Source organism: Arcicella aurantiaca, assembly GCF_003148625.1.
GTDB classification, from domain to species: Bacteria; Bacteroidota; Bacteroidia; order Cytophagales; family Spirosomataceae; genus Arcicella; species Arcicella aurantiaca.
Map to the genome: position 1 here is coordinate 272,301 of NZ_QGGO01000004.1, position 21,457 is coordinate 293,757.

Below are 21,457 nucleotides of genomic sequence, written 5' to 3' on the forward strand. Positions count from 1 at the left end.
CCTTTGCCACTTTGCCACTTTGTCCCTTTGCCACTTTGTCCCTTTGTCCCTTTGCCACTTTGTCCCTTTGCCACTTTGTCCCTTAACCCCTTTGAAAATTACTTCATCAATCTCATCAATAAAATTTCAAGGGCTAAAAATGCTAAAGCGGCAATTAGAAAATATTTCCAAAGAGCCACGCCAAAATTTTGGTCTTTAAAGGTTTTTACGAAATCAGCATCATCAATTTTATCGAAAACCTGTACATTTTTCTTGCCATCAAAGATTGATTTCAATTCATCAACACTATAAAAATTCATCATTGATTCTTTATTGTCGTGATTAAAAGCGACCAATCTTTCTACTTTTCCGTTCAAAACCAATTCGTAATAACCCGACTCAATTGCCTGATTATCGGCTAATTGATTGGCTTTTGGCAATTCTATCGTTAATTGCTTTCCGTTCAAATTTTGAACAGGAATTATCTCCAATTTCCCCTTTCTCAATTTAAAGGTGGAAGTTTTTGGAATATCATCAACTTCAACCGTAAATGTATTTTGTTCAAAAGAATAAGCTGTTGGTTCTTGACGAACACTCAACGCTCCAACTTTATACATAATTGGAACAAAAAGAGCATTGCGAGCAAAATCCCCAAAAGTGGCATCAAGTGGAGAAGCCAATAAATACACTTTGCCACTTCCTGCATTAGAAGCCGTCAGGAATGGTTGATTATTTCTGAAATTCAAGAGTTTATCTCCCATTGCTTGCCACGTTAAAACGCCTCCTTGATTGGGCATTTGTAGCAATTCTTTTTGCGTTGAATTATCAAAAATATCAATGAAAAACGATGACGTTTTTACAGGTTCAGCCAATGGCGTAAAATCAGCTTGCGTAATGGTTCTCGACTGAATGCCACGAACATTAAACGTACCCATAAAAGCGTTGTAACTCTGTAAATCAGGCGTTTGTGGAGGAATAACAAACAAACTTCCACCCGCACGAACAAAGTCTTGCAAAGCCGTTTTGATACTTCCATCAATATTTTGCACACCTTCTAAAACTACCAAATTTGCGGTTTTGAACTGCCCAACATCAACATTAGAAGCCGAGAAACTACGGAAGGCAAAGACACTATCATTATCAAAAACCGTCTGAACGTATTTGCCTGCCGATGCTTGTCCGTAAAGATGTAAAACCTTGATGGTTGGGGCGGCATTCAACACAAAATAGTAATCATTATCAAAAGTAATTGGCGTATCGTCAAATGAAATTCGAGCTTTTTTGAAGCCTTTTCCTTTTACGGTAAAAGCAAAATTTGCCGTTGTTGACGACTTTGATTGAATACTGGCAATGGTTGAAGAAACCTGCGTATCGTCGATAAATAATTTTACTTGTAGATTTTCAACGGCACGTTCTCCTGTATTAAACAATCTGACCGTCAATTGATTGGTGGACATTTCACGCACAAAAGGCGTACTCATCCAAACTGAATCTACGAACACATTTTGCAAGGCTTTTGCTTGTACAGGTACAATAAAAAGGCGTGAAGTTGAGTCTAACTTAAGTTTTGTTAAATCTCCCGAAGTAGATTTTTGAAAATCTGAAAACCACAAATATTGATTTCCTCCTTGCGAATTATGCTTTGAAGCCAAATTTGCCTGACGTTTCAGAATATTTTCAAAACTACGTGGCGTATGCGTAAACTTAATGGTAGTAGTGCGGTCTTTTATTTGTTGGGTATTTCCAACGCTATGTTCATCCGACGAAAAATCATTCGTAACCAACTGTAATTGAGAACCTTGTGGGAAAGCCGCCAATAATTCTTCCACTTTGGCGATGGCTTTATCTAAGTAAGATTTTTTATCTAACTCATTTTGCATCGAAAGCGAATTATCCACATAAATACTGGCAACACCGCCCGCATTCATACCTTTTCCTGATTTGGAAGGTAAAAAAGGTTGTGCAAACGCAAGAGCCAAACACGCAATAAACGCCATACGTGCCGCCATTATCAACAAATGTTTTAATCTGCGAAAAGACGATGTTGTGGTATTGACTGCCTTCAAAAAAGCGACATTGGTAAATAGCACTTTTTTAGTTCTACGGAAGTTGAACAGGTGAATAATGACGGGAATTGACAAAGCCAAAAGTCCCCAAAGAAAGGTTGGAAATAGAAATTGCATATTTTTTCAGCAAAGATTTTAGGCTATTTTAATTCATAAGGATTGATACAAGTCAGCCCAGAAATATTCTCAAAATCTTTGGTATTACGGCTAATCAAAGTTAAATCATTTGCCATTGCCGTTGCGGCAATTATGGCATCTCCAAGTTTAAGTTTACGGTATTTTTTACGTAAATAAATGGTTTTGTCAGCAACCACGTCATCTACATAATATATTTTTGAAAGGCTCAAAAAATCTTTTAATTTCTGCATTTCAGATTCTTCACCATTGAACCCCAATGTTTCAATTTTTGCAATAGACTTCCTGCGAAAGTGTTTTATGATTGAAAAATGGTATATTTTCGAGTGAAAATAGCGGGAATTTTGAAAGCATAGCAGAGCTACGGTTGAAAAATTTTCGCTATTGGTAGCCGAAAAGATGTTGTTTTACGACTTAAAACACTTTCGCAGGAAGTCTAATGATGGAAACGTTCAATTCTTCATCTACTAATCTATCCATTATCAAAGCTGAATCTTGTGGAAGTTTATCGCCTACATAATCAATAATTGTATTTGTGTCTAAGATATATCTCTGTCCCATTCTACTCTGGCTTGTGTAGCATACTGTATTAATTTTTCGGCAGTGTTTTTAGAAATTGCACCACGAAAATCTGAAGGTCTTTTTTGAGAGGAATTGTTTTTCTCAAAATTTCTAAAAACCTCATTTTCTTCGGTAAGTTTATTCCATTCGTCAATAGGAATTTGAACGGCGGTATGTCGTCCCTGTTCATCAGAAAGATATTGTATTTCCATGATTTCAGTATTTTTGATTAGTAAAATAATCATTCATAACATAAAACTACAAAAAAGCCGTGATTGATTTACTTATGATATTACTTAATCAAAATTTATTCCAGTTTTGACCAAGAAAGAAATCACAATATTATTTTGAAATAATAATCTGCCTACTAAGATTTTAAAAGTAACATTTGTTAATTTTAAAACAAAAACCTTAAAAACTATGACACGTAGATTTTCTTTATTCCTCATTGCGACTTATTTATTTTTTGCTTGCGGACAGAAAAATGTTCCAACGCTAAAAAGCTCCGCACTTTTATCATCTTTTATTGCACAATCGGGCATCAAGGCGGTTCAAGCTACTGATGATTCTCTTTTGATAAAAGCAAAACGCTGGCAAGGTTCTGGAAATTATCCCGGGGTTGATGCTTGGGAGGTTTTTGAAATTCCTGCTCAAACAAAATTGTATGGTGGTTTACCGGGGCAATCAGAATTTTATAGCATTGAAAAATCTTTAACCGATGTCAATTACGACAAAGTAAAATATTGGGCAAGTTTGCAAGTTAGTCCGCACCCGACCTTTGGTTTTCGTCCAAAAGTAGGAGAATACACAGTAAACAACACGATAAAAGTGGCAGTTTCCTTAACTTTGGCGAATCCCAATCATGGAGCAGGTGGTGCTTGGCAAGTTTTTGTGAGTGATTACACCAAAAAATTAACCTTCGTAAAAGAAATCCCTTTAAAATAATGACTGAAATTGTAGTAGATGATTGCCGAGCTTGCGAACCTGTCACTCGATTGGTCAACCAATTATTAGAAAAAGGATTCGTTATCGTTGAAAAAAGAATAGAAGATTATCATTTTCATCAATTGTATTTGAAACTTCAAGGCAATCTTACTTTGGTAGATTCTTATTCAGTTGATGGTTTTGCAAGAGTCGAAAACACATTTATTTGTAATTGTCATTGGTCAAGTCTTGAAGTAACAAATTCTGTAAACACTGTTTATTTTTGTTAGCTTGAAAAACGAAATAACCAGTTTATCCCTCTTATCGCAGATTTCGGGGTTTCATCAGTATTTGATTGAAAGTCTTTAGAATAAAACTTAGTTTTGTTATTGAAACCATTTTTTGGTATTTGAAACCATCAACCAATATGAACAAACTATTTTTTTATGGCTGTTTAATGACAGCTCTTTTATTTTCGTGTAAATCAACACAACCTACCGCCAATAAAGCCTCAGATAAAACGGTAGAAATCACTTTTCTTCATGTAAATGACGTGTACGAAATTTCACCATTAGAAGGTGGAAAAGTAGGCGGAATGGCTCGTGTAGCCACTTTACGCAAAGAATTACTCCAGAAAAATCCAAACACTCTTACAGTTTTGGCGGGAGATTTCTTAAACCCTGCTCTTATCAGTACCTTTAAATATGAAGGAAAAAGCATCAAAGGTCGCCAAATGGTAGAAGCCATGAATGCCGTTGGTTTTGATTGGGTCGGTTTGGGAAACCATGAATTTGATTTAGACGAAGCAGATTTACAAAAACGCATCGACGAATCTAAATTTAACTGGCTTGCTTCTAATGCTTTACAAAATAAAAAAGGTGTTTTAGAGCCATTTAGCAAAACGGTTGATGGCGTAAAAGTCCCATTCCCCAAAACGGCAATTTTGAGTTTCAAAAATGCACAAGGAAAATCGGTAAAAATGGGTATGTTCTCAATCGTTTTACCATCAAATAAAAAGGATTTTGTGTATTATGGAGACTTTTTTGAAAGTGCTAAAAACACTTATGACATTCTAAAAAATGAATGTGATTTTGTGGTTGGTATTACACACATCAACAAAGCTGATGACGCAAAATTGGCTGAAATGTTGCCCGATGTCAAATTATTAATGGGCGGACATGACCATGATAATATGATTGAAACGGTAAAAGGCGTAGTCATTGCCAAAGCTGATGCAAACGCAAAAACGGCTTATGTTCATACTATTTCTTATAATACCGAAACTAAAACGGCAACTATTAAAAGTGATTTACGTAAAATTAACGATAGTATTCCACAAGATTCTGCGGTGGCAACTGTTGTAAAAAAGTGGGATGATATTATGGATGTTGCTATCGTAAAAGCGGGTATGGATAAAAATGATGTTGTGGCAGAAGTTACAGAACCGTTGGATGGGCGTGAAAGTAGTATGCGAAATGGACATACCAATTTAGGAGATTTAATTGCTCAATCAATGACTGCTGCTGCTTCAAAACCAGTTGATTGTTCCGTTTTTAATAGTGGTTCAGTACGAATTGACGACCAAATTTCTGGAAAAATCACACAACTTGATATTATGCGTATTCTGCCTTTCGGTGGAAAAATCGTAGAAGTAGCCATGAAAGGACGTTTATTAGAACGAATTTTAGAAACAGGTTTGAAAAACAAAGGAAATGGAGGTTTTTTACAATGGGATAAAATCACTCACGATGACGCTAAAAATGAGTGGTTTATCAACGGTAAATTATTGGACGTAAACCAAGATTATTATGTGTCAATTCCGAAATTTATGATGGAAGGAAAAGAAACTAATTTTGGATATTTAACTTACCAAAACCCTGATGTAATTAAAGTGACAGAATCTGACGAAAAAGATATTAACGATATTCGTAATGATGTAAGAAAGGTTTTGATTGCTTATATGAAGAAGATGTAGAATTTTGAGAGACAAAGGAGCGAAGGAACAAAGGAACTAAGTGATAGGGGAAACTTCTCCGCCACTTTGGTACTCTGTTCCTTCGCTCCTTTTTACTTAGCAATTATTTTTTCTTCTTCAAAGGAACAGCTTGTACTGCCGCAGGAATTTTAGCAGTATAATCCGCAATACCTTTTGTGATAGCATCTTTAAAGAAACCAAAAGATGGGTCACCTTGTCCTAAAGAAAGAGCTTTTTGAGCCAATGGCAAAGCCTCACCATAATTACCTAATTTACTCAAAATCTGAGCTTTAGTCCAAAGATTACGGAAAGTTTCAGCCCCTGCAATTGAAGAATTAACCAATTTCAAAGCTTGGTCTAATTTTCCTTTTCCTTGCAAATAATCAGCCGCACCACGCATTAAACCTGCATTGTCAGTAGTTGCTTTAGCGATAGCCGTTTCAATCATTTTTGAAGTTTCAATCGCTAAAGGAGCAACAATTTTTTTATCAGCCCAAGTGATATTCATGTTCGCAGTACTGTCAGAAAGGTCAGAGAAATCAATTGTAAACCATTCTGTTTTAGCTACTGGAGAAGATTTTACGCTTACACGCAAAGCATCTTTATCTTGCGAATACGTTTGTTCAGAAGCTGAAATATCTTTGTTGAAAATCAATGTCCAAGCTCCAGAAGTAGGAATTGAAAAGATAGAATATGTACCCGCTGTCAATTTTTGACCAGCCACCAATACGTCATTTGAAATGGTGATTTGCGTTGCTCCGTTTGCACCTGTTCTCCAAACTTTATCATAAGCAACCACTCCACCAAATACATCACGCCCTTTTAATCCTGGACGAGAATATTTAACAGAAATATCAGTTGTGCCAACTACCTGAGAAACTGAAGCCGCAGGGCTTGGTTGTGGCAAACGAAGTTGAGCCGTAGCTGAAAGAGAAATGCACGTCAAAACGGCAAAGAACAGTTTTTTCATTTTTTGTTATTCGTTTATATTAGATTGTATTGTTCAAATTTAACAGTATATCTTCAAAAGAGTTTAGTTTTTTGTCGAATGGGCAATTATTCACGACAAATGAGTAGATTTGTTCCATTAAACTAAACAGTAATATCATGCACAAGCCCGATTTTATTCTTGATTTAGAAAAGCAAGCAAGTTCATCTATTGAACAATTAAGAGAGCAAAAGTTTGTAAAAAATATGCCTTTTATGCTCGGAGAATTAGACCTTAGTGATAACCACTTTTATTATGAATACGCAAATGGAGATATTGCAATTGCGGAGTTTGAATTACAAACTCAAAACCATAAAGTTCTACGTTTTTTAACTATTGAAGAAGCCGATAATCTACGAGAAAAATTCAACTTATTACCATGCCCAATTTATACATAATTGCAGGACATAATGGTGCTGGAAAATCTACATTTGGAAGAAATTTATTACCCAGTTCTGCTCAGGATTTATCTATTTTTGACGGAGATATTATCTTTAGTCAGAAACTTATCTTGGCTAAACAATCGATAAAAGTCCATAAATATGCTGTGCAACAAGCAGAAGAAGAGACTATTATTGAGTTTAAACGATTGAGTAGTGACGCAATTGTAGCACAAAAAGATTTTGCCTATGAAGGACATTTTAGTAATGCAAACTCATGGGATACGATTCATCTTTTTAAAGAAAAAAACTACTCTATAAATATGGTTTTCTTAGGCTTAGCAACCTTAAATCTATCAGAAATAAGAGTAAAGGATAGAGTCCAAAACAATGGGTTTTTCGTTCCTCCTTATGCTATTTTTCATAATTATTTTGGCAATTTACGTTTCTTAAATCAAAACTTTCATTTAATAGACAATCTATATATTTGGGATACATCATCGGGAATTCCACGAGTGCTATTAGCAATTTCAAATCATAAAAAACGCTATATTGCCGATTTATTACCTCAATGGTTTATCGAATATTTACCCGCATTAATCTAAACTCATGCACAGAAATCAATTAATTGACCTCCTCAAAAAGCATCAACCTTTCAACAAACAAGAAACCATTTTTACTGAACAAATTACCACATTTGTCAATGAAAACCCCGACTGTTTTGAACGCTCTTTACTCATAGGACACGTTACAGGCTCAGCTTGGATTGTCGATAAATCTCGTCAATTTACGCTATTGACTCATCACCGAAAATTAGATAAATGGTTTCAGACGGGTGGACATTGTGATGGCGATGCTGACGTGCTAAATGTGGCACTCAAAGAAGCACAAGAAGAAACAGGACTTTCTGATATTCAAGTGATTAGCTCGGATATTTTTGATATTGACATTCATGAAATCCCTGAGCGTAAAGGTGTACCTGCACACTTACATTATGACGTAAGGTTTTTATTAGAAGCTGATATAAATGAACCATTAACGATTTCGTCAGAATCCACAGATTTGGCATGGGTAGCCATTTCAGAAGTACAAAAACTCAATGATAGCGATTCAATTATGAGAATGGTTTTGAAGAGGATTTGAGGATGTGAAGATTTGGGGATGTGAAGAGTTGAGGATCTGAAAATTTGAAGAGTTGAGAATGTGAGGATTTGAGGATATGATGGAAGGTTATATTCGAGTATTTTCATTCAACAGTGTGAAGTATTTTTAAAAATGGTTTCATTGCCTTGAAATAAGCATTTTTGAAACCGAAAGTAGAAATTGACACAGTTTGATAAAAAGACCTCAAATACTCAACTCTTCACATCCTCAAATACTCAAAACTCAAATCCTCATCCACTCATAAGCTCATAAACCCAAACCCTCACGGCATTTCAATTCTGAAAAATACAGGAATTGCAGGTTTTTCGTAATATTCTGGGGCTTGTTGAATTTTATCAACTACGTCCATTCCTTTGGTAACTTCCCCAAAAACCACATAAAGTCCATTTAATTTTTTTGCTTCATTAGCATTGGTTACAATAAAGAATTCAGTAGGAGAAGATGCTTTTTCTGGATTACCTTCATCGTACCTTGCCATTGCAACTGCCCCACGTTTATGGGTAAGTTCTGGGAAATATTCGGGCGGAACGAGATAATCCAATTGGTCTTCATATTCCCCTCCACCTTGAATAGCGGTCAAATAAACATTCCGATAAAAAGTACGGTGAATATAATAATTTGACTTGACTAATCTGACAAAATTAGCCCGATGCAAAGGCGTTTTTTCATATAGCTTTATAGTAATATCTCCACCAACGGTTTTTATAACAACCTCTTTTTCAGGGTTTTCTTTTCCGTATTCAGTCAAAAACGTTTTAGGGTCTTTATCAAAAAGTCGTAAGTCTTTTTTACACGAAAAAAGACTTACGACTGTCAATACAAATATAAAAAGGCGTTTTAAGATAGTCATTTGAAAGTTCTTGGATAGTCTTGATTCAATCATTTTGACCAATTTACTACCCAATACTTCATTTTCAAATTAAGTAAATAACTATTTTCAAATTTGGATTTACATTCCTGCTAATTTCTTTAAATAGGTTTCTCAGAGTCCTCTGAGAATGACACAAAATACAATATTTTGATACTAAGTACACTGTTTAATAAGTTTTCTAAATAATTTTTATCCTAAAATCTTTGATTGTGGGAACTTCCCGAAAGTTTAACCCACAATGGAATTGTTTCGGGAAGTTGAAATAACTTATTAAACAGTGTACTAAGTATTAAATCAACTAAGTGCTTGCTGTCTTTCCCAATAAAAAGCCCCTCTAAAATTTAGAAGGGCTTGGCATATCAGTATGTTAATGAAGAAGGCAATCTTGGGGTTTGTACTTCGTAATCATCAATTGGTTTTGGTTTGTTGAATAAAGCTCTGAAAGTATCAGTCATGTAAAAAATATCTTCCACCTTACTACGAGCCATACGCATTAGGTAATTATTGAGTCCATTATGAATGGCATACGCAAAAATATTACGCAACATTACCAAATCTGCTTCATGTTCACAGAAGTTTTCAACGGTGTACATGGTAAATCCTCTGTCACCCTCTTGAGCATTAAATAATACTAAATGATAATTTTTTCCATGTATAAATGAAACTACTCTATTCTTAGAATAATCATAAAACATATTATTGCTATCAACTAATAAATCAAGGATTTCTACCTCATTATTTGTTGTATTTAGGTTATCTGTTATCGCTTGGAATTGATTTTCTATTGTCATTTTCTTAACATTTTACGTTGATGACTGAGTGATTGTACTCAGTTGTTACATAAATTTTATGATTAAATATAATAATTCAAAGCATTAATAAGATTTTTTTAAAATCAAAACGTAAAGGTATTCATTACCCAAAAACAGCTTTTAAGTAAAAAATGTATTTATCATAAAAAGAGGTTTATACTAAAAATTAGGTAAAAAAGCCTAATTTCAAAGAGTACGTATCAGAGAATTTTAGTTTTAATAAAAAAATATTTTTTTGCAAAAAACACCTATTTTTCAAACCTGTTTTTAAGAAAAAACACCCTTTTAAGTAAAAAAATCAACATTTTCATACCATATAGGGTCAGGATTAAAAATCAGGTCTTGAATTGATTAAAATCATAAAAAAGCAAAAAACGACTTCAATTATCATGAAATAAAATTTTCGTCTTTTCTTTTCAAGGTTTCGTCTCATTCTCAGAAAAAAGTAAAAATCATCCACTAATTTTAGTTTCAGTAATAGACAAAAGATGTTATTCGCTGTTGAATGTGAGGAGTTAGCTCAATAGCATTTTCACTTCGGAGATTGAGTAGCAGATAGGGCTGGATAATACGATTTGTAGTTTCTTGGAAATGTTCAATAATTATGTAATCCAAACCGTCGAATTACATTTCATCATAAATACTAAACGGAATTATCTACTATTTGGCGGAATTAAGGTTAGGCTTCTCCGAAGCCCGTAATTCGAGGCTATTCTTGTGCTACAAAGGTTGAATTTCTCCGAAATTGTGTCGATTTATACCTCGGAGAGGTTCAACCTTTGTAGAATATAGTGAAAATTCTCGTACCCACTTCGGAGAAGTGTAACCTTAAAAGAGTCCGCCAAATATTAGATAATTCCGATACTAAAAGATTTAATTGAGAAGTTTAAAGAGGTTTCACAGCAAAGCCACCCCGATATTCGGAGTGGCTTTCTTTTTTGTCTTCAACTTACTACTCAATAATTATTTTACTACTAACAGTTTTGTCATGTTTAGATACTCGCAAAAAATAAACTCCTTGTTGAAGACCTGTTATTTGTGCTTGTCCGTTGGCATAATCAAAGGTATGCTCACGTCCATAACTGTCGAATAATTGAACATTGGCGTTTTTTAATGATGTTGGTAAGACAATGTGAAAGGCATCATTTTCTTTGACGGGGTTCGGATAAACCAATACTTCTTCCTCTCCTACTTCGCTTTCATTTGCCAAAGGAATTAAAATACTGATTTTGAATGGTTCTGATACTTTCATACAGCCATCTTTTGAAACTTTCACTTGATAAGTCCCTGATTTACCTGCTTCATAAATCGCCGTGGTAGCATTGGCAATAAGTGTATCATTTTCGTACCACTCGTAGCTCAAACCTGTACCAATATTAGCAGTCATTTTTACTTTGAAGGGTTCATAAATTACGCCTTTAATATCAGTAGAAATGCTGGCTTCGGGAGTGGGTTTAATGATTACTTTCACAGCGTTTGATGTTGCCTGATTCTGACATATTTCATCTTTTACCGTAACCGTATAGTTTCCAGATTCTTCCACATCATGCACAGTATCTTTGAAGGTCGGAATATCTTTTCCATCTTTTTGCCATTGGTAGGTTAATCCATCTTGTTTAGTTGTAGATAGTTTTACCTTTGTGCCTGAACAGGCTTCTGTTTTGCCTGTGGCTTGGGCGGTGGCTGCCAAGTCGTATAGACAACGATAAGCATATTTCCTTAAAAAGAATCTCAAACTTTTATCTACCTGTTCTTCTAAGGGTATTGTATAAATATTCTTATTTTGAATATCTATGGATATAGTAAATCTTTCATAAATTGAACCATATCCTTCAAGATTCCAATCTTCTTTGGGAGATTCAAAAATTTTATTTATTTCTCCTTTATTCGACACGATAAATACTGTCTTTTTCTTTTTGTTATAATTACCGTTTTCATTAATCCAATAGGAATTCCCATCTTTATCTTCATCAAATAATCTCATTTCATTTAACTGATTAATTCTCCATATTAAAGCCCCATCTGAAACACGTACCTTTCTTACAAAACCAACTTCTCTTAAATAAATGTATTCTTCAACACCCTTCCATTCATAGATTGAACTCAAATAGTATGGTTGGTACAGAGAATATGATGGATACAAACTACTTTGCACTAAACGATTAAATCGTTGATAATTGGTAATTCGGTGTACCCACAACAACTGCCCTTGTAAATCATAACTTTCTATTTTTTCTGAATTTTGATTCAAAAATTGATTTCCAACAACACCGATTGATGAGCCAACCTTATCCACTTTACCCCAATTAACCTTATTATCAGAAAAAGAAGCAGCTCCAAAAATTACATTTCCAGTTACATAATATTTTGGACCTGCAAAAAGTAATGAGTCTTCTGATAAGGCTATGACTTTTGAGGGGGCTGACCCTGTGTAATCAGCTATACCTATTCTTTCGGTGGCTTGTGCTTTTCCAGTCATATCTACTCTAAAAAAAAGGAGTTCTGAGGCATTTTGACCATTACTTTCAAAGATGAGCGAGCCGTTGGGAGTTATTCCTACAGGTCTTGTATCTTTTACATATGAAATTCCAAGTTTAATATCTCTGGGGTTAATTTCAAACATTTTTTTCCCAGTAGAGTCATACTTAATGTAAACCCTTTCTTCCATAACTGGTACTCGTAAATCAATAGCCCAAAAACCTTTATCTATAGTAGGAATCGTCATTTCTGGCATGAAATCAATGGTCATTTCTGTTACATTCTTACCATTGATTCTTATCATAGTTCTTTGCCCTTTACCAGAATTATCATCATGATAAAATAGAGTGTAATTAGATACAATGTTGTCAGATTTCAACCCTGAAATCCATTCATTATTATCCAAAATATTAAAACTATTTATTTTATTTTTTAGTTGATACTGCCATAACTCTCTCCCTGAAAAATCGTATTTTATGACTTTTCCTGTTGTAAATAAGAATATTCCATCTTCAATTTCAATTATGCTTTTTGGCTCTACATTATCAAGAGTAACCAATACCTTAAAGGATTTATCAACCAATATAACTTTTTCTTTACTGATACTCCAATTAATTTTCTTACCTTGTGCAAGACTATATAAGACGTTACTTTGGCTAATATCAGAATACTTCAATAAGTATTTTCCATTTTCAGAAAACACTCTTATTTCATCTGTGCCTACAACAATCTCCCCTTGTGAGGTTCGAGAAATACCACCCATAAGGCTATAAAAAACAGAGTCCACACGAGTGTTTAATCCCTGTTCCCAAACTAACCTTGTTTCCTTCTGCCCAAAAGCATCGCCAAACATCGCCAGCAACGTAGCGAATAAAAGTGTAAATTTCTTCATGATTATTTGATTTATTGAACTTTAAAATTCAGCCCAATTTTTAGCCCTAAATTATATGCACTGGACTGTATGAGGCTTTTTGAGTCGTTGATATTGTTTAATAAATAATTGGCGGTTGGTTCTACCGTCAAGAAACAATTTTTATTGATAATGTGCTGAAAACCTGCCGAAGCATTTACAAACACGTTGGACTGACGGTTAGCGGGGTCGTACATCAATTGCGTACCTGTGGCAATAAAATAACGATTTCGGATTGATGTTCGTAAAAATTTCTGAACATCGACCTTCAAACCTACCATTTCAAGGGTTTGTCTTTCTGTTTTACGTTCGCCGATTTGTTCGATACTATTGGTAATGGCAGAGGTATTTTTAACCAATATTTCATCGGTAGAAACTTGATATTCTGCCCATTGACGCATTTTCAAATACGAAATATTACTTCTAAAATTCCACGTATTTGCAATTGCTTTCGTCATGCCTACTTCAAACGCAAATCCATTTCGTTCGGCATCAAAAAGGCTATTTTTTAATAAATTCTGAACGCCACGATTATTGACCGTTAGTATTCTATACGTTTGTAAAGGCGTAATACTAACACTCAAATAGGTGGCTCTGCGAATAGGTTTAACCTCTTTATTGATAGAAATTGAGGATATTTTTGGCGTTGTAAAGTTGACTTTCTCCAATACCAAATCCTTACTTTCCAGAACGTCAAGTGGTTTTATGTATCTAACTTGTTCAATTACGGCATCATTGATAGCACTATGATTTTCGGTGATTATTCTGTCTTCATCACCCAAATTAGCGATGCTCTTTTCTTGTAAATTATAGCCAATATTAGAAGTCTTTTTCTGCTTTTTAGTCAATTTTCCCGTCGCAAAAAATTGTTTTTCTGTCGAATTTTCAAGGTCTATTATGCCCAATTCATCGTTTTTGCTTTCTGTCAAAGCTACTTTTTCATTTAAACTTACTAAAAGAGATTGTGTTGAAACTTTCTCATTTGGTATTGATACATTTTCAGAAGTTTTGTCTAAAACCACAATTGCTTCTGATTGCTGGCGGGCATTCAGAAGCTTTTCCTCCTCCTCTTTGGGCGTAACGCTATCTACTAATAATTTGTTTGGAGTATATACTTCACTACCTTTTACACTTTCAAATCTTTTTGTAACTAACTCTCTTTCAACAACCTCTCGCTTTTCTTTCGACTTAAATTCGTGAGTAATATTCTCATTTTCTTTTATTTCTTTTCTATTATTTATGGCTAAATTTTCGGTATTCTTCACAGTAGGATTAGCTATTTCATCATCCGTTTTATGCCATATCACTACGCTGCTCAATAATAAAAGCAAAGCCACAACGGGAAAAATAAATCGTTTTAAATTTCCGCCAAAACGTGGTTCATCAGGCTGAATGGCAAAGCGTATATTTTCCCAAGTTTGTTCGGACGGCTCAGGCTCATAATCCGAGAAAGTATCTTGGAGTAAGCGTTTGAGTATATCTTCTTCTGGATTCTGCATTTTAATATTTTTACGAATTAATTTCAAGGTTTAGTTTTCACTAATTCCCAATTACTAATAAACTCTTGTTACGTCATGATAACCAATTTTCATTAATTGTTTTTTCAATAAATCCCGTCCTCTTGATAACTGAGATTTTGACGTTCCTTCGGTTATATTCAACATTTCTGCAATTTCAGCATGGGTGTAGCCATCAATCAAATACATATTTATCACCATTCTATAACCATCTGGTAAAGTATTGATGACATTCAAAATTTGTTCTCTGCTTAAACTTGAAAATATATTTTCATCATTTTCGCTAAACTCCGCAACATACTCATAACCAACCTGTTCTCTTTCATGATTTGTGTGGCGATAGTGGTCGATAGCGGTACGAATCACCGAAGATTTTACCCAATAATTAACCGATTCTATCTTTTCGAGTGTGTGTAGATTCTTGAAAATTTTGATAAATGCTTCTTGAAAAATGTCTTCTGCCTCCGCTTCTGTACGTGCATAACGCCTACATACCCCCAAAAGCCGACCTTTATACAGATTATAAAAGGCAGTTTGTGCTTTGGGGTCGTTGCGTTTACAAGCAAGGACTAATTCTCTTTCGTTTGTTGGCATTTAGAGTTTAGGGTACGTTTTATTCAAAATAGCTTTGCCTTGATTTAAGTTTTATCATTGGCGGTCTAAATCTTTTATTAAAATTTATAGAATTCGGTATTTATACAGGATATTTCCGTCGCTTGCCAAACGAACAGCATAACGGTCAGTTCCTTGTTTTACTTCAATTTGAAAATGATTTACATTCGTCACAATCTGACTAAGTGACTGACGATAAGGCTCATAAATTACGTTTGCTTTTACAAAAGTCCAGTTATTAAAACTATTTGTCAAAGCTGTTTTTACGGTTTCGGGCAAATAATTTTCTGCTAAAGCTTGTGTTCGTACCAAGATTAAATCATTTTTCTTAATCTCTTCATCTACAATCAAATAGCTATCATTTTGACCAATTTTTACCGTTACAAAATTGGTTTTATTATTTCCAAAAATGGTTTCAGACACGCCATAATCAAATTGCCAATTGGGTAAATTAGTTGCTAAATAGGTGTTAATTTCTGTTGGTAAATTTGTCTTCGGCAATATTTTATAACTGTATTCATTTTCAATAGAAGATACCCACTGCAAAATTTGCCCTGCATCAGAAAGTAAAATTTCAGATGTTTGCAAAGCTCCGTTTAATTTTTCTCTGAAATTCAAGACAATTTTATATGATTTATCAGCCAAATTATAAATAATCACACTGGCACTTTTGAGTTGATTATTACTCAAAAATTGTTTGATGACTGTCGGGATTGAAGCATCAAAATTTATTTGGTCGGTACTTGTAAAAACAATAGCAGAGACTTTTTCGTTAGGTTGAATTTCTTCTCGAACAAAATTGTTATTTACATCATAGTACAAATTGAGATTTGTATTTTTATCTGTTTGAATCACTAATTTATAGCCATCTGTCACCGTCGGAGATTTCATTACATCATAAAACATCACTATTTGAGAGGAAGGATAATTATTCAAAAAATGCTGTTTTATAGCAATTGGAAGGCTTTTGGGAGTTCCAACCAATTCATTCAAATCAATAATTTCTCCTTGATAATCAACTAATGAAAAGACTTTTCCAGCAGGAGTGACAAAATCAGTTTGCCAAGTTTTGTCTTGTTCTAAAGGTTTGAAAACAAATGAACTTACATTAGGATAGCTCAGTTTAAAAACTTCGGTGGTAGCTTGTGGAATCGTTGGCGGTAATACAGGCGGAGTTTCATCAACCACTTTATCACAACTTTGTAGAGATAAAATGGTCAACAATGAATAAAGGATTGGTTTCATTTTCCCGATATTCTGTGGTGAGTTTTTTGTTTGAATATGTTTTTTGTAAAATGCCATCATATTTTTTGGGGTTCGATATTATCAATCTTAATAGTAAGATACAACAATTCTCGCCCTTGTAAAAATATGGACGTAAGTCAAATCTGAAAGGGTTGCATTGAGGGGTGAAAAATTAGCGAAATAACATAAATGTGCCTTTATACTGAAAATCGGGGCGGTCTGGGAAAGGATTTATTTTGTAAACGTACATTCCTTCGGGAAGATTTTTTCCTTTATCTGTGCCATCAAACGGTGTGTATGTTCCTTGTGAATAAAATATCATATTTCCCCAACGGTTAAAAATTTGTACTTCTGGATTGGGGTAAACCTCTAAACCATTCAATTCCCAAGTGTCATTATTCAAGTCGCCATTGGGTGTAAATGCCGACGGAATATACACTGGTTGATACACCACAATATTAACGGTGTCTTTGCCTTCACAACCTAAATCGGTTTTAGCAATTACAGAATATTGGGTTGTTACGTTTGGAGTAGCCAATGGATTAGCAATGGTGGCATCATCTAAATTATTGCTTGGCGACCAAGCATAAGTAATATTTCTACCCGAAACGAAACCTTTTAAGGTTATTCCATTTCCTTTTCCTAAAAGAATATCATCGCCTAAATTGGGTTTCGGAAAATCTTGAATTACTACGTCCTGCTCAGAACTTCCTTGCAAACAAGGCAATGAACCGTCTAATTTGTAAAGCACTTTGTGGCTTCCAATACCTAATTTCTTATAGTCAAAAGTGGTAGCAAATTGTCCATCAATGGTAAATGCTCCACCCGAAGGCGTGCCTCTGAGGGGTACAGCAGGGTGTTCTGTTCCACAAACTGAGGCAATGAGGTCGGTAGTAACACTTGTTGCATTGAAAAATTCAATTTTTACAATAGGAGAAGTATTTGAACATGGAGCATCGTCGGTAATTTTCAGTTGGAAATCTCCTCCTGCCGTAACGTCCAATTTATTTAATGAACCCACTGGACTTCCACCTAAAAACCATTCATATTTTTTCATTCCCGCAGGAGCTGAAAGTGTGGCAATATCGCCTTGACAAAATTGTGTTTTTCCTGTGTTGGTAGTAATGACAGATTTTGGGTCTGATACCGTAAAGGTTCGTTTTTCAAAAACGCTTGGACAACTACCATTTTGTGAGACTTCGTAAGTTATTTCATGTTTGCCAACTCCTGCCGTTGCAGGATTGAAAGTACCTAAGGTTCTATCTGTAATACCTGTTCCTTTAAATGTTCCTCCGGAAGGACTTGCCGTTAGATTTTTAGGAGGAGTAGTTAAACCGCAAAATGGAGGAAGAGAATCAATTGTAACTGTAACTGTTGAGGTATAATCAAGTTTGTATGGGAGGGATTTTGCACTACAACTGTTACTACTCAAGCTATTATCAACTATCAATAATTCGTATTTTCCAGCTTTTTTAGCGACTAATTTTATAGCTTCATTTTGTGGTACAACAAGTTGAGTATCATTAAAACTCCAGTAGTAAAAATATCCTGTTTGAATTGTTGTATTTAAAATAATTGAATCACCTTGACAAATTTGAGTGACATTTCTACTCGGAGTAATTACTGGTATGGGTGGGTTTGATAAACCTACAATATCAAGAACATTTGAAATTTTAACTACTCCATTTATATCTCGGACAGTTAAGCGGTATTTTCCAATTTCATTATGACTAATACTACTTGATGTTTTTCCCGTAAGTGTTGACCATCCTGTCGGAGCAGGTCGTAAAAACTCCCATGTATAATCAACAATGTCAGGTTCAGAACAAAACAACCCAATACTTCCACCTGGACATATCCCTGCCCCATCCTTCACAATAGTAATAGTTTGGGCATGACTTACCCAAGTAAAACCAATGAAGAATAAGAGAAATAATAGATTTTTATGGGGTATTTGTTTAAGCACAATTGCTATATTTTTCTGTTTAAAATGTTAATTTTTAACAATTGGTGGTTAGAAAAATATGTGTAAATATACTACCGACAACGTTTTTTGTCAAAATTTGTTGTTGAATGGAATATAAAACATGAGTCATCCCGAATTTTTCGTCTTAATTAGCGATTATTAGGAGATTCATAAGTTTCTTGTACTTATTCTCGTCCTTACTTTTTGTCTTGACACAAAAAGTAACAAAAAAGTCAAGAATTCCTAAACTCGCTACGCTCAAACAGTAGGAATTCACTGTTCCATCAATCATAAAAAAGCGGTCAAAATTAATTTTTCGACCGCTTTTTATCATTTTAAAATTCGGAATGACTCATGTTGAATCACTATGAAGTATAAAAACGGGACTATAAACTATTTGTCGCAGACAAATTTAGACCACAGATTGAACTGATTTTACAGATTTACACTGTGACGCACAGTCTGTGACGCACAGTCTGTGACACACAGTCAGATAAAATAAAAAAATCTGCGAAAATCAGTATTATCCGTTTCATCAGTGGGCTATCGTTTGTCTTGTGACAAATCCTTCATTGTTCCGAAAAAGAAAGCCCTCGACCATTGGTTCGAGGGCTTTGCATACGTGGGTTAGGGTTAGTCTTCGCTCGCATTGAAAACGTATTTTCCTGATTATCCCATCTTTACTTTTATTATTATCTTTTTAGGGGTTAGGGGTTAGGGGTTAGGGGTTAGGGGTTAGGGGTTAGGGGTTAGGGAAAATGGATTTTGATTATCTCAAGTTCCATTTTCCCACCTAATACCTCATACCTACGACCTAATACCTTAACCTCACCTACCTAATTACTTCTTAGCACTTTTCGTTTTGATGATACCATAAGGTACACATCTTGCTTCTCCACATGAACATACAACTTGTTGCATTGTTACCGTGTAATCCGTGTAGCAATCGTTGGCATTGAATACACGTACTGTATATTTCGTGCCTGCATTTGTACTTGGATTAGCAATACCAGATTTAACAACTCCATTCGTAGGAATTTCTGTTGCGTCTGCGTATTTCTTAGTTCCTGTGTAAGTGCTTCCTTCAACGATGTCGTATTTCAATCCTGTGAATGTTCCTGCTAAGACAACTTTACCGTCATTCTTAGGCGTATCTTGGTCACAAGTTGAAACTTGAGTTGTTGCTGTAATACCCGTTGGTTTCGGATAAACAATTAACGTTGCTACGACTGTTGCAGTACAACCATTTCCTGTAACTGTTACTGAGTAAATTCCTGCATCAGATAATTTAACATTCAATAATTGCGGGCTTTGCGACGATGACGTGAAACCATTTGGACTTGACCATGAGTAAGTTAATCCGCCTGTTACATTCAAGATTAAGTCTTGACCTTCACAAACTGGCCCACATACTGCGGTTGGTGTAAATCCTGCTGTTACTGTTACTTTCGCTGTTGCTTCACAACCACCTGCTGTTTTCACTAATACTGAATAATCTCCCGCAGTTGAAACATTTATCTTCTGAGTTGTTGCTGTAAATCCATTGATACCAGACCATAAGTAAGTCTCACCGTTGGTTACGTCTTTATTGACAGTCAATTCAGTTGATGTTGATGCACATAAGGCAGTTGCTCCTGAAATTACCACATTTGGTTTAGCTGTTTCTGTTACAGTGAATTTACCTTTCGAGATACAACCTGTTACATCTGTGATAGTTACATCATACGTTCCTGCGGTGGTTACTTCGATACTTGAAGTAGTTAATCCGCCTGTCCATAAGTACGTTGCTCCTGTTCCACCTGTTGCAGTCAAGGTAGCTTTTCCTCCATTACAGAAGGCAACTGCTGCCGTTGAAACCGATGCTGGTGTTACCGTTATCGTTGTCGTTGCTGTTGCTGTACAACCTGCATTTGAGATTACCGTTAAAGTATATGTACCTGACTCAGTTGGTTTAGTTACCGATGGAGATTTTTCTGTTGAAGTAAATCCATTTGGTCCAGACCATGCGTAAGATTTAATACCTGTTGTTGCAGTTGCATCACCAGTTAAAGCGATTGAACCACCTTCACATACTGTTGCTCCACCTACTTGGATTGACAAGTTATCACTAACTACTTTAATTGTTCCAACTGCACTACATCCTGCGTTAGTTACTGTTACTTGATAAGTTCCTGCAGATACATCTACCGATGCAGTTGTTGCAGAGAAATTATTTGCTCCAGACCATGTGAATGCTCCTGTAGCGTTGGCAGTTAATGTAACTTTCCCGCCAGAACAAGTAACGGTGTCTCCTGTAATTTTAACAGTTGGGTTATCTTTAATAGTTAAAGTAGCCGTTGCTGTTCCGATACATCCACCCTCAGTTGTTCCGATTACGGTATAAACTTGCTGTACTGACACCGTTGGATTTGCTCCTGTGGCTGTGAAGCCATCTGGTGCTGACCATGTGTAAGTTACACCGCCTGTTGCTGTTAAGGTTGTTGTTCCACCTGTACAAACTTCTTTAGAAATAGCTTTAATATCTGCCGTTGCTTTCACTTCAACCGTTGTTGTTGCCGTTGCGGTACATCCGTTAGTCGTAATAGTCACTGTGTATGTTCCTGCTTTTGTAACTGATACTTCTTGCGTAGTCGCTGAGAAGTTGTTATCGCCACTCCATACATAACTATCTGCCGTTTCTGTAACTTTCAACGTTCCTACTGTTCCTGCACAAATTGAAGCACTTGATACTGTTACTGTTGGTAAAGCTTTAACCGTTACACTTGTTGTTGCTGTGCCTGTACATCCACCTGTTCCTGATACCAATACTGAGTAAGTATAAACTCCTGCTGTTGTTGGTGCCGTTACTGATGGACTTTGTTCGGTTGAACTAAA

Annotated in this window: 18 protein-coding genes and 1 pseudogene; 6 read left to right on the top strand and 13 right to left on the bottom strand. The window is 35.3% G+C overall.

Features of this window, described 5'->3' with window-relative positions; genetic code table 11:
* Positions 1-98 precede the first annotated feature (98 nt).
* The 4 genes from LV89_RS05695 to LV89_RS05705 form a co-directional block, all read right to left on the bottom strand.
* Positions 99-2,162, bottom strand: a complete 2,064-nt coding sequence (locus LV89_RS05695; RefSeq protein WP_109741907.1) for a BatA domain-containing protein — start codon at positions 2,160-2,162, stop codon at positions 99-101.
* 23 nt (positions 2,163-2,185) lie between these two features.
* The gene (locus tag LV89_RS05700) at positions 2,186-2,413 is read right to left on the bottom strand and encodes a type II toxin-antitoxin system VapC family toxin (RefSeq protein ID WP_146199087.1); all 228 of its coding nucleotides are present in this window, start codon (positions 2,411-2,413) and stop codon (positions 2,186-2,188) included.
* 181 nt (positions 2,414-2,594) lie between these two features.
* Positions 2,595-2,741, bottom strand: coding sequence for a PIN domain-containing protein (locus LV89_RS24870; protein ID WP_146199088.1), 147 nt, complete (start codon positions 2,739-2,741; stop codon positions 2,595-2,597).
* A complete protein-coding gene (locus LV89_RS05705; protein ID WP_109741927.1) occupies positions 2,720-2,953 on the bottom strand; it encodes a hypothetical protein in 234 nt (77 codons plus the stop codon). Before LV89_RS05705 ends, LV89_RS24870 begins: the two co-directional genes overlap by 22 nt.
* Positions 2,954-3,161: 208 nt before the next feature.
* Here LV89_RS05705 and LV89_RS05710 point away from each other — a divergent pair, with 208 nt between their 5' ends.
* From LV89_RS05710 to LV89_RS05720, 3 genes are all read left to right on the top strand, one after another.
* Entirely contained in the window at positions 3,162-3,686 is a 525-nt protein-coding gene (locus tag LV89_RS05710; protein ID WP_109741909.1) for a hypothetical protein, read from the top strand.
* Positions 3,686-3,955: a hypothetical protein gene (locus LV89_RS05715; protein ID WP_109741910.1), complete on the top strand. Its 270-nt coding sequence runs from the start codon at positions 3,686-3,688 to the stop codon at positions 3,953-3,955. Before LV89_RS05710 ends, LV89_RS05715 begins: the two co-directional genes overlap by 1 nt.
* 137 nt (positions 3,956-4,092) lie before the next feature.
* Positions 4,093-5,640, top strand: coding sequence for a bifunctional metallophosphatase/5'-nucleotidase (locus tag LV89_RS05720; protein WP_109741911.1), 1,548 nt, complete (start codon positions 4,093-4,095; stop codon positions 5,638-5,640).
* Between the two features lie 103 nt (positions 5,641-5,743).
* On the opposite strand, the gene LV89_RS05725 is transcribed toward LV89_RS05720, so the two are convergent.
* The gene (locus LV89_RS05725) at positions 5,744-6,610 is read right to left on the bottom strand and encodes a DUF2911 domain-containing protein (RefSeq protein WP_109741912.1); all 867 of its coding nucleotides are present in this window, start codon (positions 6,608-6,610) and stop codon (positions 5,744-5,746) included.
* Between the two features lie 137 nt (positions 6,611-6,747).
* Between LV89_RS05725 and LV89_RS05730 the strand changes: the two genes are divergently transcribed.
* The 3 genes from LV89_RS05730 to LV89_RS05740 are packed head-to-tail and all read left to right on the top strand — an operon-like array spanning position 6,748 to position 8,151.
* Positions 6,748-7,026, top strand: coding sequence for a hypothetical protein (locus LV89_RS05730; protein ID WP_109741913.1), 279 nt, complete (start codon positions 6,748-6,750; stop codon positions 7,024-7,026).
* Positions 7,008-7,613: a zeta toxin family protein gene (locus LV89_RS05735; protein ID WP_109741914.1), complete on the top strand. Its 606-nt coding sequence runs from the start codon at positions 7,008-7,010 to the stop codon at positions 7,611-7,613. The genes LV89_RS05730 and LV89_RS05735 overlap by 19 nt, the downstream gene beginning before the upstream one ends.
* Before the next feature lie 4 nt (positions 7,614-7,617).
* Positions 7,618-8,151: an NUDIX hydrolase gene (locus LV89_RS05740; protein WP_109741915.1), complete on the top strand. Its 534-nt coding sequence runs from the start codon at positions 7,618-7,620 to the stop codon at positions 8,149-8,151.
* 283 nt (positions 8,152-8,434) lie between these two features.
* Here the strand turns inward: LV89_RS05740 and LV89_RS05745 are convergent, their stop codons facing one another.
* The 8 genes and pseudogenes from LV89_RS05745 to LV89_RS25060 all read right to left on the bottom strand — a co-directional run.
* Entirely contained in the window at positions 8,435-9,022 is a 588-nt protein-coding gene (locus LV89_RS05745; protein WP_158279521.1) for a peptidylprolyl isomerase, read from the bottom strand.
* Between the two features lie 380 nt (positions 9,023-9,402).
* A complete protein-coding gene (locus LV89_RS05750; protein WP_109741917.1) occupies positions 9,403-9,834 on the bottom strand; it encodes a hypothetical protein in 432 nt (143 codons plus the stop codon).
* Positions 9,835-10,807: 973 nt separating this feature from the next.
* The gene (locus LV89_RS05755) at positions 10,808-13,225 is read right to left on the bottom strand and encodes a T9SS type A sorting domain-containing protein (RefSeq protein WP_109741918.1); all 2,418 of its coding nucleotides are present in this window, start codon (positions 13,223-13,225) and stop codon (positions 10,808-10,810) included.
* Between the two features lie 11 nt (positions 13,226-13,236).
* On the bottom strand, positions 13,237-14,742 hold the full coding sequence (locus tag LV89_RS05760) for a hypothetical protein (protein ID WP_146199089.1): 1,506 nt from the start codon (positions 14,740-14,742) through the stop codon (positions 13,237-13,239).
* Positions 14,743-14,796: 54 nt separating this feature from the next.
* Positions 14,797-15,354 (bottom strand): RNA polymerase sigma factor, encoded by a 558-nt coding sequence (locus tag LV89_RS05765; protein WP_109741920.1) that lies wholly within the window; start codon positions 15,352-15,354, stop codon positions 14,797-14,799.
* Between the two features lie 84 nt (positions 15,355-15,438).
* On the bottom strand, positions 15,439-16,617 hold the full coding sequence (locus LV89_RS05770; RefSeq protein WP_146199090.1) for a hypothetical protein: 1,179 nt from the start codon (positions 16,615-16,617) through the stop codon (positions 15,439-15,441).
* A gap of 172 nt (positions 16,618-16,789) precedes the next feature.
* Positions 16,790-18,583 carry a T9SS type B sorting domain-containing protein gene (locus LV89_RS05775; protein WP_146199091.1) on the bottom strand — a complete coding sequence of 598 codons (1,794 nt, stop codon included), beginning with the start codon at positions 18,581-18,583 and terminating at the stop codon, positions 16,790-16,792.
* A gap of 840 nt (positions 18,584-19,423) precedes the next feature.
* Positions 19,424-21,457, bottom strand: a pseudogene (locus LV89_RS25060) (hypothetical protein); the annotation flags it as partial.

Excerpts from the sequence above, each read along its gene's own strand:
- LV89_RS05710 (WP_109741909.1), top strand. The coding sequence starts at position 3,162 with ATGACACGTAGATTTTCTTTATTCCTCATTGCGACTTATTTATTTTTT.
- LV89_RS05760 (WP_146199089.1), bottom strand. The coding sequence starts at position 14,742 with ATGCAGAATCCAGAAGAAGATATACTCAAACGCTTACTCCAAGATACT.
- LV89_RS05735 (WP_109741914.1), top strand. The coding sequence starts at position 7,008 with ATGCCCAATTTATACATAATTGCAGGACATAATGGTGCTGGAAAATCT.
- LV89_RS05765 (WP_109741920.1), bottom strand. The coding sequence starts at position 15,354 with ATGCCAACAAACGAAAGAGAATTAGTCCTTGCTTGTAAACGCAACGAC.
- LV89_RS05705 (WP_109741927.1), bottom strand. The coding sequence starts at position 2,953 with ATGGAAATACAATATCTTTCTGATGAACAGGGACGACATACCGCCGTT.
- LV89_RS05730 (WP_109741913.1), top strand. The coding sequence starts at position 6,748 with ATGCACAAGCCCGATTTTATTCTTGATTTAGAAAAGCAAGCAAGTTCA.
- LV89_RS24870 (WP_146199088.1), bottom strand. The coding sequence starts at position 2,741 with ATGGGACAGAGATATATCTTAGACACAAATACAATTATTGATTATGTA.
- LV89_RS05700 (WP_146199087.1), bottom strand. The coding sequence starts at position 2,413 with ATGCAGAAATTAAAAGATTTTTTGAGCCTTTCAAAAATATATTATGTA.
- LV89_RS05750 (WP_109741917.1), bottom strand. The coding sequence starts at position 9,834 with ATGACAATAGAAAATCAATTCCAAGCGATAACAGATAACCTAAATACA.
- LV89_RS05770 (WP_146199090.1), bottom strand. The coding sequence starts at position 16,617 with ATGAAACCAATCCTTTATTCATTGTTGACCATTTTATCTCTACAAAGT.
- LV89_RS05695 (WP_109741907.1), bottom strand. The coding sequence starts at position 2,162 with ATGCAATTTCTATTTCCAACCTTTCTTTGGGGACTTTTGGCTTTGTCA.
- LV89_RS05755 (WP_109741918.1), bottom strand. The coding sequence starts at position 13,225 with ATGAAGAAATTTACACTTTTATTCGCTACGTTGCTGGCGATGTTTGGC.
- LV89_RS05715 (WP_109741910.1), top strand. The coding sequence starts at position 3,686 with ATGACTGAAATTGTAGTAGATGATTGCCGAGCTTGCGAACCTGTCACT.
- LV89_RS05745 (WP_158279521.1), bottom strand. The coding sequence starts at position 9,022 with ATGACTATCTTAAAACGCCTTTTTATATTTGTATTGACAGTCGTAAGT.
- LV89_RS05725 (WP_109741912.1), bottom strand. The coding sequence starts at position 6,610 with ATGAAAAAACTGTTCTTTGCCGTTTTGACGTGCATTTCTCTTTCAGCT.
- LV89_RS05740 (WP_109741915.1), top strand. The coding sequence starts at position 7,618 with ATGCACAGAAATCAATTAATTGACCTCCTCAAAAAGCATCAACCTTTC.
- LV89_RS05720 (WP_109741911.1), top strand. The coding sequence starts at position 4,093 with ATGAACAAACTATTTTTTTATGGCTGTTTAATGACAGCTCTTTTATTT.